This window comes from Kitasatospora sp. NPDC004531, from assembly GCF_053602195.1.
This window is the reverse complement of the sequence record NZ_JBSGDD010000055.1, coordinates 1-14,204: the sequence shown is the minus strand read 5'-3', so window position 1 is coordinate 14,204 and position 14,204 is coordinate 1. Positions and strand designations below refer to the sequence as shown.

Below are 14,204 nucleotides of genomic sequence, written 5' to 3'. Positions count from 1 at the left end.
GGCGATCACACGTCCTCAGGGGAGAAGAACGATGTCCAGCAGTGGCGACCGGCTGCCCGTGGAGTTCCTGACCGCCGTCGCGGCCGGCGCCGAACCGGGCTCGGCGGCCGCGCTGATGACGGCCCGGCAGGTGCGGGAGCGCCCCGAGGAGCGGGAGATCGGGCAGCTGCTGGAGGCGCTGCTGCGCGGGCCGTTCCGGGAGAGCGCGCCGAGCTGGATGCTGACGGCCGCGGTGGCGGAGGGGCTGCGCGAGGACGAGCCGGACCACCTGGCCCGTGCTCGGATCGAGCCCGCCGTGCTCGCGCTGACGCATCCCGACTGCCCGGCGGAGCTCGTGGCGGACGCGCTCGGCGGTTGCTCCGACCGGCAGCTCGGCGCGCTCGGCACCGCCGACCGGCCCGCAGGCCTGTGCACGGCGGTGGCGGCCGAGCTGCGCCGACGGGTGCCGGAGCGGCCGGTGTTCGCGCCGGAGATGCTGGAGAAGCCCACCCCCGCGCAGACGGTGCTCGCCTCCGGCCGGCTCGGCGACACCGTGTTCGGGGCGGCCGTGGCGCTGCTCCCCGACCACCCCGCCGCCGCGGAGGACGACGGCGATCCCGAGACCTCGTACCGGCGGTTCCGGGCGGCCTACGACGCCTGGACGCGGATGTGGGGGGCCGTGCTGGCGCGGCACCCGGACCGCCACGCCCGGCTCGTGGCGGACACGGAGGGGACGGACAGCAACCACGTCGTCCGCGAACAACTGCTGGGGCGGCTGCCGTGGCTCGTCGAGCCCGCGCTGCTGCGGCAGTTGGCGCTGGCCGACCTGGAGCGCTTCGACGGTGCCCTGCTGACGGCCCGCATTCTCGGGGACGTCACCGACGGGGTGTCGAAGGAGGCGGCCCGGGAGCGGTACGCCGCCGAGCTCGCGGCTCTCGACGAGAGTTCCAGGGAGAGCGTCGAGTACTCCCTGGAGGACGGCAGCCGGTACCACCACGAAGCCGGCCTCCGCTCGGCGACCTCCTGGGTCGCGCACGCCGCGGACCGCCGGTGGCGGTTCATACTCGATCCCGCCGAGGCCAGGCCCTCCTACGGCGCCCCCTACGCGTGGCGCACTCCGCCGGATCAACTCGCGGAGCTGGCAGGGCAGTTCGCGCTGACCGCGGAGCAGGCGCTGCGGACCTGGCGGCCGCGGAAGCTCTTCGGGACCGACCGGGCCGCCGACCTCCGCTGGGTGCACGCCATGCTGGTGCACCTGCCCGAGGTGACGGAGGGGACGAGGGCGGCCGTCCGGCGCGTGATCGGCGACGCCCGACGCGAAGCGCCCCGGCCGCGCTCCTACCTGGACCGCGGCGACCACCAGCAGTTCACGGCGCTGCTCGACGCGATCACCCGGATCGTCGCGGACCCGCCTCCCCGGTCGGCGGCCGCGCGCCGGGCGGCGCTCGGCGATCCGGCGGAGGTGACGGTCCGGGACTTGACCGATGCCGAACCCGGCGTGCTGGCAGGCTACTTGGAGCGGCACGCGGGCGACGACCAGCTGGTCGAGAAGGCCCTGCTGTCCTTCGCCCGGCGCGGCGGCCTGCCGGGTGAGCCGTCCTTCGCGGACGTTCTCGCCCGGCACTCGGACCCGGAACTCGCCCTCCACACCCTCACCCGCGACCTGCGCGGCAGGCTCGGCGGCAACCCCGCCGACCGGGAGTCCTGGGCCCGGCACGTCCTCGCGCTGCCCGACTGCGCGCCGGAGACCGTCCTCGCGCTGCCCGCCCGGACCGCGCTCAGCGTCGGCGGCCCGCGCTACCGGGGCACCCACCCCGCCGTCCTCGCGCTGGTGGCTGCCGCGCTCGGCGACGACGAGCAGGCCTGGCAGCGGTTCGCGGAGAGTCCCGTCGCCCACACCGGCCCCAACGCCTGGCTGCGGCTCGGCGACGTCCTTGCCGCCGCGGCGAGCGGCACGCAGTGGCCGAGGCCGCCGGTGGCGCGGCGGTGATCGTCGCCGCGCCGGGCGGGCGGGATCGGGTCGGTGCCGGCTGCGGACCGAATGGTCGGCGGGGCGGGTGAAACCATGATGATGATCACGGATAACCATCCGATGGAGTGGATAGCTTCAAATCGCCCGGCACCGATCCGCGGGGCGGGCGCATTCGGAGGAGGGGCAACAACCGTGAAGAAGGTCATGGGCGGGGCGGCCAAGGCGGCGGTCGCGGTGGCGGCGGCTGCGGCGGTGGTGGTCGGTGGGGCCGGGGGTGCGGCGGCGAATTCCACGCAGGGGCTGCTGGGCGGGCAGAGTCTGAACATCGGGGACTCGATCGTGAGCAACAGCAGTGGCAGCACGTGGTTCGAGCTGGTGCTGCAGTCGGACGGCAATCTCGTCGAGTACCGCTGGGACGGCGGGAGTCGGCGGGCGTGCTGGGCGACCGGGACGAACGGGTCGGGGGCGCATCACGCGACGTACCAGACGGACGGGAACTTCGTGCTGTACACGCAGGGGGGCACGGCGCTGTGGTCGTCGAACTCCGCGGGGACGGCGGTGATCACCGTCAGCATCACCACCAGCGGGTGGCTGCTGGTCGGGCAGAAGAAGATCACCAACGGCTGCTGAGTCGGCGGGGAGGCGGTGCCCGCCGGTCGGGCACCGCCTCTGCGTGTGCGGGCCGGGGCGGCCGGGGCGTCACGTGGCCGGATCAGCGGCCGACCTCGCGGGTGCGGAAGTCGTCCACCGTCTCGCGGCGGATCAGCAGGCGCAGGCGGCTGTCGCGGGCGGCGGCGACGGCCGGGCGGCCGACGTGGTTGTAGGTGGAGGCCATCGAGAGCTGGTAGGCGCCGGCGGCGGGGACGGCCAGCAGGTCGCCCGGGCGGAGGTCGGCGGGGAGGCGGGCGTCGCGGGCCAGGATGTCGCCGGCCTCGCAGTGGCGGCCGACGACGTCGAAGGGCCTGGTCGGGGCGGTGGCCGGGCGGCCCAGGGCGCGGACGGTGTAGGCGGAGCCGTACAGCGCGGGGCGGGGGTTGTCGCTCATGCCGCCGTCGACGGCCGCGAAGGAGCGGCCGCCCGCGGTGTGCTTCACGGACAGCACCCGGTAGACCGCGACGGCCGCCGGGGCGGCGATCGCCCGGCCCGGCTCGACCGTCAACTTCGGTTCATTGAGCCCGAGTTCGGCGCAGCGGGTGGCGAGGTGGGCGGTGGTCGCGGCGGCGAAGCGGGCGGGGGTGAGTTCGGGGTCGTCGGGGAGGTAGCGGACGCCGTGGCCTCCGCCGAGGTCGAGTTCGGGGAGTTCGACGCCGTGCCGGTCGCGGATCTCGGCGAGCAGTTCGACCAGCCGGTCGAGGGCCGTCAGGTAGGGCGCCGGGTCGGTGATCTGGGAGCCGAGATGGCAGTGCAGGCCGACGAGTCGCAGTCCTGGCTGGGCGAGGACGCGGCGGACGGCCTCGGCGGCCTCGCCGGCGGCGATCGAGAAGCCGAACTTCTGCCCGTCGACGCCGGTTCGGACCGCCCGGTGGTGTCCGGCGGCGACCCCCGGCAGCACCCGGACCAGGACGCGCTGCGGGGTGTCGGCCGCGGTGAGGGCGGCCAGCCGCGGGATCTCGGCGAGGTTGTCGACGACGATCCGGCCGACCCGCAGGCGGCGGGCCAGGCGCAGCTCGTCCGGGGTCTTGGCGTTGCCGTGCAGCAGGATCCGCTCGGGCGGGAAGCCGGCGGCCGCCGCCAGGCGCAGTTCGCCGGCGGAGCAGACGTCGAGGCCCAGGCCCTCCTCGGCGATCCAGTCGGCCATCGCCGTGCACAGGAACGCCTTCGCCGCGTACAGTACGTCGGCGTGCGGGAGCGCCCGGCGGTAGGCGCGGGCGCGCAGGCGGACCTCGTCCTCGTCGAGCACGTACAGCGGGGTGCCGAAGCGGTCGGCGGCCTCGCGCAGGCCGACGCCGCCGATCAGCAGGTCGCCGTCCGGGCCGGGGACGGCGGAGGCGGGCCACGGGCTGCCGAGGGGGCGGGCGGTGGTGCGGGGGTGGGCGGACAGGGTGGTCATCGCGGGGGGTTTCTCCGGGGGGTGGCTGGACGGGTGGGGTGGGCGCTGGTCGGCGTCAGTCCTCGTAGTGGAGGGTGTAGCGGCAGTGGCCGGCGGCGGAGCGGTGCGGCTCGGCGGGGGTGGCGGGGCGGGGGTCGAGGACGGGGCCGCGCAGCAGGCGGCGGAGGGTGGCGTCGTCGGGGTGGTCCAGGCGTCCGGACGGGGTGGCGGGGGCGAGTTGCAGGTCGGTCATGGCGGGGGTCCTTTCGGCCGGGGCGGGTTGCGCGTGCCACTCCAGTGCACGCCCGGCGGGCGGCGATCGCACCGGTTCTTGACGCGGCGACTACACCGATCGGGCCTGCTCTGACGGGACGTTGACGGCTCCGGCGGGCGCCGGGACGCGGCGCGTCAACAGGGCGTACGGATCGCACCCCGGCTGATCAGGGACGTATCAGGGGCGGGTCACCGGCGGCGGTGCGCGGGGATAGCGTCACTGCTGCGCCGGTGAGCGGCGCGCCGGGTCTCGACCGTCGTGTGGAGGTATGCCGTGAAGCAGCAGTCGAACCTTGAGTTCGCGAAGCCCTCGGAACGTGTCCCGGCCGGACGGCTGGTGGTACCCGTCCGGCCGGGGGCGGCGGGCTGCGCGGTCCGTGTCTTCCGTACCGCCATGGGCGACCGCACGGCGGTGGCCTTCTCGTCCGAACAGCGGCTGGTCGCGGTGCTCGGGCCCGACCAGGCGCGGATCACTCTCGCGGAGACGGCGCTGCGGGCGCTGTTCGCTCCGCTGGGGGTCGGCGGGCTGGTCGTGGATCCGCAGTTGGTGGCGCCCTCACCGTTCATGGCCTCCGGCGGCGACGTGCAGCGGGGGCTCTCGCGGGTGGCGTGACGGGCGGGATCGTCAACTGCGCTGCTCGGGCGAGGAGTTCAGTTGGCGGATGGTCGACTGCGAGTGGTGGGGCCTGCGGCGCTGGGAGGGGCCAGGCCCGAGGCGGGGCGGTCCATGAGGTGGGAGCTGGACGACGAGCACTACGACCGTGCCGGCGTGAGCGCGCACTACTGGGAGGGTGCGGACGGCCCCGAACTGGGCGCAGTGAGCGTCCACGGCCGCACCGGTCCGCAGGTCCTCCTCGACGACGTCGAACTGGTCGGTCGCCGGCCCTCCGTCGTCGAGGCGGAACTCCTCCGGTACGCCGAGGACCATCCGCTGGAAGTCCTCTACTCCCCCTACGGGAACGTGGGCTCGGCCGAGCTCAACGTGTGGGTACGGGCGGAACGGGTCGGGGACGGCACGATCACCGGGGCCCTCTGCTGCATCGAGCAGTGGGAGTGCAGCGACTACTGACGCCGAGCCCGTCGAAGCAACCGCCGATCGGATGGTTGCGGGGGAGGAACAACCTGCAAGACTCTCGGGCGGTTGAATGAGGTGTCCGACACCTCAACTCTGCTGCCCGGGAGTCCCGCTGGTCTCCTGTCCGAGTGCACTGGACCTGTCGCACGCGCTTGTCGAGTGGTCACCATGCTCATCGTCACCCGCGAAGGCGACCGCCGCTGCAGACCGCGGCGTACCCTCATCCGGCTCCGCATCCCTGCCCTCGGAGCCCTCACTCGTCCATCGGCGCATACAGACCCGTGTCGACGGATCGAGGCCGAACGCAGCCTCGGCGTCCAGGACCGAGCGCAGCCCATCGGTGATCTGAGAGGGCTCGATCTCGTGGAAGCCCAAACGCAGGTAGTAAGGAGCGTTCCACGGAACCGTTCGGAAGGTGGACAGGGTGAGTGCGGGCAGACCTCGGTCGGCTGCCCAGCGGGAAACGTGATCAATCAGTCTGCGGCCCAAGCCGCGGCCGGCCGCGGCCGGATGAACGCTCACCTGCTCAAGATGGGCGCAGCCGTCGAGCAGGTCGACGATGACGAACCCCATCGGATCGCCGGCTTCGTCCACCCCGACCCAGGCCTGTCCACCGCGCTGGTATCCGGCGAATTCCTCAACAGTCAGTGGCGGGTTGTCTGCGATCTCGGCCATGCCGATACCCCGGAACGCTTCGCCTGCGGCCAGTTGGAGTCCTGGTAGATGCTCAAGATCATCCAGGTCGGCAGGTCGTATCCGGAGTGCGTCGATCGCGGTACTACACATGAGTGGCGACTCCATCACGCCGGGACCTCTCCGGTCCACCGTATTGATCGGACCACTCGGGGCTGTGGCTTCGTTGAGCAGTGGTCGCGGGGGAAGCGTTGGCCGTTGCTGGTGGGTGGGTGTCAGGCGGAGAGGATTTCGGTGATGGAGGTGGTGAGGGCCTGCAGGAAGTCGGGGGTGAAGGGGCCGTAGGTGCGCCGGCCGGTGGGGGTGCGGGGGGACATCAGGTGGCCGAGGTGGGGGTGGATGGTCAGGTGTGAGTGCAGGCCGTGGCGGAGGGCGGCGCGGTGCAGGAGGTGGGCCTGGCGGGTCGGGGTGGTCCAGTCTTCGGCGCCGACGTGGATGGTGAGGTGGCCGGTGAGGGTGGAAAGGCGGCGGTAGGGGGCGGGTTGGGCGAACCAGTCGCGCCAGAACGAGGCGGGCGCTTCGTTGTCGCCGTCGGCGAGCGCGGTGTCCTGCCAGGCGTCGTAGTCCACGGCCAGTTCGGCGCGCAGTACTTCGAGGTCGGCGTGCGGGCCAAAGCGATCGACCAGGTCGAACGTCTCCCACCAGCCGCTGCGGCCGAGGGTGTCGGCGAGGGCGGCGGCAAGGTCGACGGTGCCGTCGGCGGTGGTGAAGCCTGCGGCCAGCCATTCCAGGCGGCGACCGAGGCCCAGCCAGCGGTGGAACACGGGGCGGGCCTCGACGCTGGGTGCGACCATCGCCAACAGGCTTTCGCCGCCCAGGCGTTCGGCCGCCGCCAGGGCCACCTCGCAGCCCATCGAGACGCCCAGCAGCAGTACCCGGTCGGCGTCCACGGCGGGGTGGGCGCGCAGGTGCCGGGCGGCGTGGACGGCGTCGTCGACCAGGCCGGTGAAGGTGAAGCGGGGCGAGCCCGCGCCGTCCTTCCACTGCTCCGTCAGAAAGCGGGTGTCGTAGGAGAGAGCGCCGGTGCCGGCCTCGACCAGGGATGCGCCGAGGTCGTCGAACAGCCGGACCTCACCGTTGCCGGAAGCCTCTGCGGGCAGGTGGGCATGGCGGTCCCACACGCCGAACGGGTGCAGCATCAGCACCGCCGGCGCGGGCCGGTCGGCCGACTCGGCGGGCAGCCGCAGCACGGCGGTGCGGCCGTGGTCGAGGGGGATGGTGTCGGCGCGTTCGGGCACGGCTGCGTGGGTCATGCCCGGTACCCTCTCAGACCCTCGCCGGGGCGCGGCGTCGCGCCTGGTGGCGAGTGCTCGCAAGTGAGCGACCGGGACGGCAGTTCGAGGAGCGGGGCGGCGGTTCGTGGAACACCACTGCGGCGTGGCCGGCGGGCGGTCTCGGCACGCTGCGTGGCCGGGGGTGGTCAGTGGTCGCGGGTGAGGGAGTGGGAGGGGAGGTGGTGGAAGAAGGTGACGGCGGTGGGGCGCCAGTGAGGGGGCCAGGTGGTGGTGTGGGTGGCGGCTTGGTGGGCCCAGTGGTGGGCTTCGGTCTGCAGGGATCGGTCGATGCCGTGGGCGCGGGCTGCGTGGCGGAGGCGGGTGAGGGCTCGGTCGTCGCAGGCGGGGTTGCCGAGGGCGGCGTGCAGGGCGGCGTAGGTGTCTTTGTCGGTGGTGGCCAGGAGGGCGCGGACGACGTAGTTGCGGCGGCCGGTGCGGATGTCGGTGCCGACGGGCTTGCCAAGTCTCTGCGGGTCACCGAAGAGGTCGAGCCAGTCGTCGTGGATCTGGTTGGCGATGCCCAGTGCGGTCGCGTAAGCGCGCAACTTCCCTTCGTGCGAGGCGAGTTCGGCTCCGGCGGCGAGCAGTCCCAGGCGCAGCGGGGCGAGGATCGAGTAGCGGGTGGACTTGAACTCGGTGACGGTGTGCAGGAAGTCGGTGTCGGCGTCGGGGCGCAGATCGCGTTCCAGGTCGAGCAGTTGGCCGCCGACCGAGGTCGCGCCGGCGTCGGCGACGACGGCGGCCATCGCCATCGCCCGCTCGGGCGGGAGTGTGCCGGTGAGCAGTACCCGGACGGCGAGGAAGGCGGCCAGGTCGCCGGCCAGGATGGCGAGGGCGAGCGCGGTGTCGGGCCGTTCGGGGAAGCGGCTGCGGTAGGCGTAGTAGGTGGACGGCCCGCCGCGCCGGACGGGGGTGTCGTCCACGATGTCGTCGTGGATCAGCCCGTGGGTGTGCAGCAGTTCGATGCTGATGGCGGCGGTGTCGAGTCCGGCGGGTTCCTCGTCGGTGACCAGGCCGGCGGCCTCGTGCAGCAGGGCCACCCGGAGCCGTTTTCCGCCGCGCAGTGAGAGGTCGCGCACCAGGTCGAGCGCCTCGGCGGGGAACGCGCCGTGGGTCGGCCGCTCCAGGCCGCCGCCGGACGGGGCCGGGTCGTTCAGGGAGTCGAAGTACCCGGCGAGGCGGTCTTCGAAGCGGCGCTGGTGGCCGGTCAGGCGGTGCAGGGCGGCGGTGAGGACGTCGTTCACCGCCCCAGGCTGTCACGCGGCCGCCGGCCCCCGGGCCGGGGGTCGGCGGCGTGCGCGGTTCAGTGCGGCGGATTGGGGAGGTTGTTGAGCTGCAGGAGGTTCCAGCTCTGGTTCGCGGTGTTCCAGACGTCGTCGGTGGTGATGCAGTCCCACTGCTGGAGCGGGGCCTGCTGGGCGGGCGTGCCGGAGGGGGCCGCGGCATCCAGGCAGCGGCCGGTGGCCCGGTTCTTGAGGATCATGGTGGTGGGGAAGCAGGTACAGGGGTGCCCCACCCAGTCCCTGCTCCACTCGGCCGGTGCGTAGCCGGCGTCGCAGTACGGGTACTGGATGACGGGGGTGCCGTTGGAGTACGTCCCGGAGCGCCAGTCGAGCATCAGGCACTGCCCGGAGTGCCGGGCCTTGATCCGGAAGTAGCCGTTCCCGCTGTCGAGCAGCTCGTACTCCTGCGAGGCGCTGGTGTTGTCCGGCCACAGGAAGACGCCGGTGTACGCGGCCGTGGACGCCCACATGACGTCGGCGCGCAGCCCGGTGCGGGCGTTCACCAGCTCGAAGCGGGTGGGGTCCGCCGCGTGCGCGGGGGCCGGGGCGAGGGCGCCGACCACGACGAACGCCAGGGCCACCGCCAGCGCCGCCAGGCCGAACCGGCGCGCAGGTCGCGCCAGGGGTATCCGCATGCTGTCTCCTCCGTGAGGGCTCGTCGACGCTTCCCAGCCTGCCGCCACGGCCTGTGCACCGACCTTGCGGGCACCTTGCGGACCGAGCCAGCATGGGGAGTTGGGCATTCCGCGGGCACGGACGATCACCGGGAGGTACATGTGGACGTCCGGCTGTCGGGCGAGGTCGAGGTGCGGTCGGCGGGCCGGCCGCTCGACGTCGGGACGCCGCGGCAGCAGGTCGTCCTGGCCGCACTGGTCGTCGACGTCCGGCGGCCGATCGCCATCGAGACGCTCGTCGACCGGGTCTGGGGCCACGACCCGCCCGCCAACCCGCGGTCCGTCCTGTACGCGCACCTGAGCCGGATCCGGGCGCTGCTGAGACAGGCCGGGGCAGCCGCCCGGATCGAACGCCGCCACGCCGGCTACGTGCTGGACCTCGATCCCGAACTGGTCGACCTCCACCGGTTCCGCCGCCTCGTCGACCAGGGCGACGAACGGCAGCGGGACGACGAGGTCCGGGCCGCGACGCTCGCCGAGGCGCTGCGCCTGTGGCGGGGCGAGCCGCTGGCCGGCCTGTCCGGGGCGTGGGCCGCGCAGGTCCGGGCGAGCTGGCACCGGCGGCGGCTGGACGCGGCGGTGCGGTGGGCGCAGGCGGAGTTCCGGCTCGGCCGTGCCACCGCCGTGATCTCCGCCGTCCCCGACCTCACCGCCGAGTACCCGCTGGCCGAGCCGCTCGAACACGTCCTGATCCAGTCCCTGCACGCGGCCGGCCGGGGCGCGGAGGCCCTGCACCGCTACGGCCTCGTCCGGCAGCGCCTCGCCGAGGAACTGGGCGCCGATCCCGGCCGGGAGCTCCAGTCGCTGTACCGCTCCGTCCTGACCGGCGCCCCGCCCACGTCCCTGGCGGGCCGTCAGCAGGCGATCGGCGAGGAGCCGAGCGCCACGTCGTCGTACCAGAGGGTGTCGGAGCCGTTGCCGTAGGCCTCCCAGCCGAGGTGGAGGGTGGTCGGGCGCGGGGCGGTGGTGCGGCCGAGCCACTGCTGGTCGATGTCCGCGGTGGGGACGCCGTCGTTGTGCAGGCCGGGCACCTGCTGGTCGTTCAGCCAGGTGTCCATGGACTGCTTGGTGGTGTCGACGGCGAAGCGGACGCAGACCCACTGGTTCACCGGCAGCGGCATGCTCTGCGCGACGCCGGCCGGGCTCTGCGCGGGCAGGGTGGCGTCGTCGGACTCGCGGTTCCACTGCAGGGCGCCGTTCTGGCCGCCCAGGCGCAGGTGCTTGCCGGCGTCGTTGGCGTCCGCCATGGTGACCATGGCGATGTGGTCGGCGGGCAGCGCGGTGGTGTGGCGGACCCAGTAGCGGGCGTACACCACCGGGCCGACGGTGGAGACGTTCCTGGTGGTCGCCGCGAACACGTGGTTGCAGTAGCCGGCCTGGCCGTTGACCCGCAGCGAGCGGCCGCCGCTGTGGGCGACCGAAGTGTCGACGGTCACCGCGCCGGTGCCCGCGCAGTCGGGGGCGGCGACGGTCCAGTCACCGGTGGGGGCGCTGCCGCTCTGGTCCTCGAAGCCCGAGCAGACCACGGCGCCGGAACAGCCGGTGCCGCCGCCCGTCGGGGAGGGAGAGGGAGAGGGGGACGGGGACGGCGTGGGGGAGGGTGACGGGGTCGGTGAACTTCCTTGGCAGAGCGCGCCGTTGAAGGCGAAGTCGGTGGGCGCGGGGTTGCTGCCCGACCAGGTGCCCTGGAGCCCGAAGGCCACCGAACCCCCGGCGGGCACCGAGCCGTTGTAGCTCATGCTGCTCGCGGTGACGGCGGTGCCGGCCTGGCCGAGCTGCGCGTTCCAGGCCGAGGTCACCTGCTGCCCGGCGGCGAACGTCCAACTCAGCTTCCAACTGGTCACCGCCGCACCCGAGTTGGTGATCGACACCTGTGCGGTGAAGCCGCCCGCCCAGTCGCTGCCCGTCCAGGACACCTGACAGGCCGCACTGCCCGCGCTCCAGGCCGGCCGCTGGCCGAACCCGGCCAGCAGTCCGAGCACCACCGCGAGCACGGCGAGCACCGCCACCGGGCCGCGCCGGGCGCCGCGGGCCCTCGCGTCGCTTCGCGCCATGTCGAACCTCCTTGCGTCGTCGGTACGTGTCCATGGGTCGCGCGGGGCCCCGGACCGGGCCCGCCGTGTGCGGCGGCGGGCCCGGCCGGGGCGCGGGGGTCAGGCGGCGGTGCAGGTGAGGGAGCCGGTCGGGAGGTTGTTTCCGGTGGAGTTGGCGGTGAAGCCCAGGGTGGTGCTGGAGTTCGCGGCGATGGTGCCGTTGTAGGCGGCGTTGGCCACCGTCACGGTGCTGCCCGAGGTGGTCAGCGTTCCGTTCCACAGGCTGGTGATGGTGGTGCCGGCGCCGGTCTGCCACTTGAGCTGCCAGGAGGTGATCGGCGCGGAGTTGTGGTTCATCACCTCGACCGACGCCTGGAAGCCGCCGCCCCAGGTGCTGACCACGCTGTACGCGGCCATGCAGCCGCTGCTCGGCATGGTGCCGCTGGGCGAGGGAGACGGAGAGGAGGAAGGGGAGGGGGAGGCGGACGGAGAGGCGGAGGTGGAGGGGGAGCTGGAGGAGGTCGGCAGGTGGATGCCCGTCACCTCGCCGTGGCCGCCGTCGAAGACCAGGTCGGAGCAGGAGAAGAAGTTCTCCGGGCTGTCCGAGCGCACCCACTGGATGAGCATGGCGGCGTTGCCGCTGCGGCCGGACGGCAGGGCGAGGTTCCAGTAGTAGTGGCCGCCGTCGGTGCCGGGGCTGCCGACCTGCGGCGGGTTGGCGACGGTGCTGATCAGGCTCAGGTCGGCCCAGGCCAGCGGGGTCGTCGGGGACCAGCCCTGCTTGGTCAGGTAGATCCGGAACTCACCGGGGTGCGCGGCCCAGTTCGAGTAGTCGACCTCGATGGTGGCGCCGGAGGTGAGGTGCGTCCGGGGCCAGTCGTCGCGGGCGGCGTTGTACGCGGAGAAGTCGTACGGGGACTTGTTGCCCGCGCTGCACAGGGTGCCGTCCGGGACGTAGCCCTGGCCGCGGCCGTTCGCGGCGGAGTCCAGGACGGCGAACCAGTTGTAGAGCGGTGTCGTGCCGCTCTGCGCGACGGCGGCCCGGCAGGCCGGGTTGGTCGGCTCCAGCGAGCCGGACCCGGTGCGCGCGTCCTGGTAGCACAGGTACGTGCGCGAGCCCGGCACGATCGCCACACCGTGCGCGTTCGCCGGGGCCGGGCCCAGCAGCAGCGCGAGGACCGTCGCGGCTGCGGTTGCGAGGGCCGCGACGATCGAGGAGACCTTGCGTCGTGACATGAAACTTTCACCACCTCGGTGGTTCGGGGCCCACCCGTGCCGTTCGGCCGGGCAGGCCGTCTGACTGGGAAAAGCCCGTGTTCATGCCCGGGAGCGACCCATCTGGGAGCGCTCCCAAATCCTCAACGTAACGACCGGCGGAGCGCCTGTAAACCGAGCGGGCCCGCGCTCCCGACCGCCTTCTTCCAGCCAAATGTCTAGACCTTTGCAACCATCCGCCCCTCTGATGGGTAATCAGAACACCACCCCCACAGTGGATTTGGAGTCCCCCATGACGATTCGCGCGCGCTGGCGCCCGCTCGTGTTCACATCCCTGCTGGCCCTGGCCCTGGCCGGATGCAGTTCCGGCTCGGGCGGCGGATCCGGCTCGGCCGGTGGCAAGTTGACGGTCTGGCTGGCCGTGGACGCCCAGGAGAGCTGGCCGGAATTGGTCCAGTCCACCAATGAACGTTTCGCGAAGGCCCACCCCGGGGTCAAGGTCGAGGTGCAGTACCAGCAGTGGACGACGAAGAACCAGAAGCTGGACGCCGTCCTGGCCGGGAAGAACGTGCCCGACGTGGTGGAGATGGGCAACAGCGAGACCACCAACTACATCGTCAACGGCGCGTTCTCCACCGTCGACCCGGCCCGCTTCGACCAGTCGGACGCCTGGCTGCCCGCGCTCGCCGACGCGTGCCGGGCCGACGGGAAGACCTACTGCGTGCCGTACTACGTCGGGGCCCGGGTCGGCATCTACCGCACCGACCTGTTCACGCAGGCGGGCGTACCGGGCGCGCCGAAGACGTACCCGGAGCTGCTGTCCGCGCTGGACCGGCTGAAGGCGACGAACGGCGCCCAGGACCCGGGCTTCTCCGCGCTGTACCTGCCCGGCCGCTACTGGTACGCCGCGATGGCGTTCGTGAAGGACGCCGGCGGCGAGATCGCGGTGAAGGAGGGCAACCACTGGAAGTCCTCGCTGTCCTCGCCGAAGTCGGTCGCCGGGCTCACCGAGTGGAAGCGGCTGATCGACACCTACTACGTCGGCGACCGCGCCAAGGACAACAGCGACCAGCCGGGCGTCGTCGGCCAGGGCAAGGTCGGCGTCTTCTACGGCAACACCTGGGAGGCCGACGGAGCCACCGACCCGACGCTCGGCGGCGACCCGAAGCTGAAGGACAAGTTCGGCACCTTCCCGTTCCCCGGCCCGTCCGGGAACCTGCTGCCGCCGTTCCTGGGCGGCTCCACGCTGGCGGTGCCCGCCAAGTCCGCGCACAAGGAGCTGGCCGCCGACTGGATCAAGCTGTTCACCGACCGGGAGTCGCAGAAGGCGCTGATCGCCGCGAACACCCTGCCCAACAACACCGGCCAGCTGGCCGAGGTCGCCGCCGGCGGCATCAACGGCCCCGCCGCCCAGGCCGCGGCCACCGGCGGCTGGATGACGCCGTTCGCGCCGGGCTGGACGTCCGTGGAGAAGGCCAACGTGCTGCCCGAGATGCTGGAGCGGATCGCCAACGGCAAGTCGTCGGTGCAGGACGCCGCCCGGGAGGCCGACAAGCGGATCGACGAAGTGATCAATGAGCGCTGACGGAAGCGGGGGGGCGGGCCCCCCCCCCCGCCCCCCCCCCCCCCCGCCCCCCCCCCCCCCCCCCCCCCCCCCCCCCCCGGGGGGGGGGGGGGGCGGCGAACCCCCGGGGGGTAGGGAGA

Annotated in this window: 14 protein-coding genes; 6 read left to right on the top strand and 8 right to left on the bottom strand. The window is 73.1% G+C overall.

Annotated elements, in window-relative coordinates; genetic code table 11:
* Window positions 1-31 precede the first annotated feature (31 nt).
* Both ACWEMJ_RS21670 and ACWEMJ_RS21665 read left to right on the top strand, forming a co-directional pair.
* The gene (locus ACWEMJ_RS21670; RefSeq protein ID WP_452138720.1) at window positions 32-1,969 is read left to right on the top strand and encodes a hypothetical protein; all 1,938 of its coding nucleotides are present in this window, start codon (window positions 32-34) and stop codon (window positions 1,967-1,969) included.
* A 174-nt stretch (window positions 1,970-2,143) separates the two neighbouring features.
* Window positions 2,144-2,581: a hypothetical protein gene (locus ACWEMJ_RS21665; RefSeq protein WP_452138719.1), complete on the top strand. Its 438-nt coding sequence runs from the start codon at window positions 2,144-2,146 to the stop codon at window positions 2,579-2,581.
* A gap of 82 nt (window positions 2,582-2,663) precedes the next feature.
* Here the strand turns inward: ACWEMJ_RS21665 and lysA are convergent, their stop codons facing one another.
* Window positions 2,664-4,001 carry a diaminopimelate decarboxylase gene (lysA, locus tag ACWEMJ_RS21660; protein ID WP_452138718.1) on the bottom strand — a complete coding sequence of 446 codons (1,338 nt, stop codon included), beginning with the start codon at window positions 3,999-4,001 and terminating at the stop codon, window positions 2,664-2,666.
* Between the two features lie 55 nt (window positions 4,002-4,056).
* On the bottom strand, window positions 4,057-4,233 hold the full coding sequence (locus ACWEMJ_RS21655; protein WP_452138717.1) for a hypothetical protein: 177 nt from the start codon (window positions 4,231-4,233) through the stop codon (window positions 4,057-4,059).
* 294 nt (window positions 4,234-4,527) lie between these two features.
* Here ACWEMJ_RS21655 and ACWEMJ_RS21650 point away from each other — a divergent pair, with 294 nt between their 5' ends.
* A complete protein-coding gene (locus ACWEMJ_RS21650; RefSeq protein ID WP_452138716.1) occupies window positions 4,528-4,866 on the top strand; it encodes an SAV_915 family protein in 339 nt (112 codons plus the stop codon).
* 114 nt (window positions 4,867-4,980) lie between these two features.
* A complete protein-coding gene (locus ACWEMJ_RS21645) occupies window positions 4,981-5,322 on the top strand; it encodes a hypothetical protein (RefSeq protein WP_452138715.1) in 342 nt (113 codons plus the stop codon).
* Window positions 5,323-5,415: 93 nt separating this feature from the next.
* Here the strand turns inward: ACWEMJ_RS21645 and ACWEMJ_RS21640 are convergent, their stop codons facing one another.
* The 4 genes from ACWEMJ_RS21640 to ACWEMJ_RS21625 form a co-directional block, all read right to left on the bottom strand.
* Entirely contained in the window at window positions 5,416-6,003 is a 588-nt protein-coding gene (locus ACWEMJ_RS21640; RefSeq protein WP_452138714.1) for a GNAT family N-acetyltransferase, read from the bottom strand.
* Window positions 6,004-6,236: 233 nt separating this feature from the next.
* Window positions 6,237-7,274 (bottom strand): hypothetical protein, encoded by a 1,038-nt coding sequence (locus ACWEMJ_RS21635; protein ID WP_452138713.1) that lies wholly within the window; start codon window positions 7,272-7,274, stop codon window positions 6,237-6,239.
* 167 nt (window positions 7,275-7,441) lie between these two features.
* Window positions 7,442-8,539, bottom strand: a complete 1,098-nt coding sequence (locus ACWEMJ_RS21630) for a polyprenyl synthetase family protein (RefSeq protein ID WP_452138712.1) — start codon at window positions 8,537-8,539, stop codon at window positions 7,442-7,444.
* Window positions 8,540-8,598: 59 nt separating this feature from the next.
* Window positions 8,599-9,213 (bottom strand): RICIN domain-containing protein, encoded by a 615-nt coding sequence (locus ACWEMJ_RS21625; RefSeq protein ID WP_452138711.1) that lies wholly within the window; start codon window positions 9,211-9,213, stop codon window positions 8,599-8,601.
* A 141-nt stretch (window positions 9,214-9,354) separates the two neighbouring features.
* Between ACWEMJ_RS21625 and ACWEMJ_RS21620 the strand changes: the two genes are divergently transcribed.
* Complete coding sequence (locus tag ACWEMJ_RS21620; protein ID WP_452138710.1) at window positions 9,355-10,176, top strand: AfsR/SARP family transcriptional regulator; 822 nt, start codon at window positions 9,355-9,357, stop codon at window positions 10,174-10,176.
* Here ACWEMJ_RS21620 and ACWEMJ_RS21615 read toward each other — a convergent pair.
* Window positions 10,107-11,306, bottom strand: coding sequence for a cellulose-binding domain-containing protein (locus ACWEMJ_RS21615; RefSeq protein ID WP_452138709.1), 1,200 nt, complete (start codon window positions 11,304-11,306; stop codon window positions 10,107-10,109). The genes ACWEMJ_RS21620 and ACWEMJ_RS21615 overlap by 70 nt on opposite strands.
* 99 nt (window positions 11,307-11,405) lie before the next feature.
* Window positions 11,406-12,521, bottom strand: a complete 1,116-nt coding sequence (locus tag ACWEMJ_RS21610) for a lytic polysaccharide monooxygenase (protein ID WP_452138708.1) — start codon at window positions 12,519-12,521, stop codon at window positions 11,406-11,408.
* Between the two features lie 271 nt (window positions 12,522-12,792).
* Here ACWEMJ_RS21610 and ACWEMJ_RS21605 point away from each other — a divergent pair, with 271 nt between their 5' ends.
* The gene (locus ACWEMJ_RS21605; protein WP_452138707.1) at window positions 12,793-14,085 is read left to right on the top strand and encodes an extracellular solute-binding protein; all 1,293 of its coding nucleotides are present in this window, start codon (window positions 12,793-12,795) and stop codon (window positions 14,083-14,085) included.
* The last annotated feature ends 119 nt before the right edge of the window (window positions 14,086-14,204 follow it).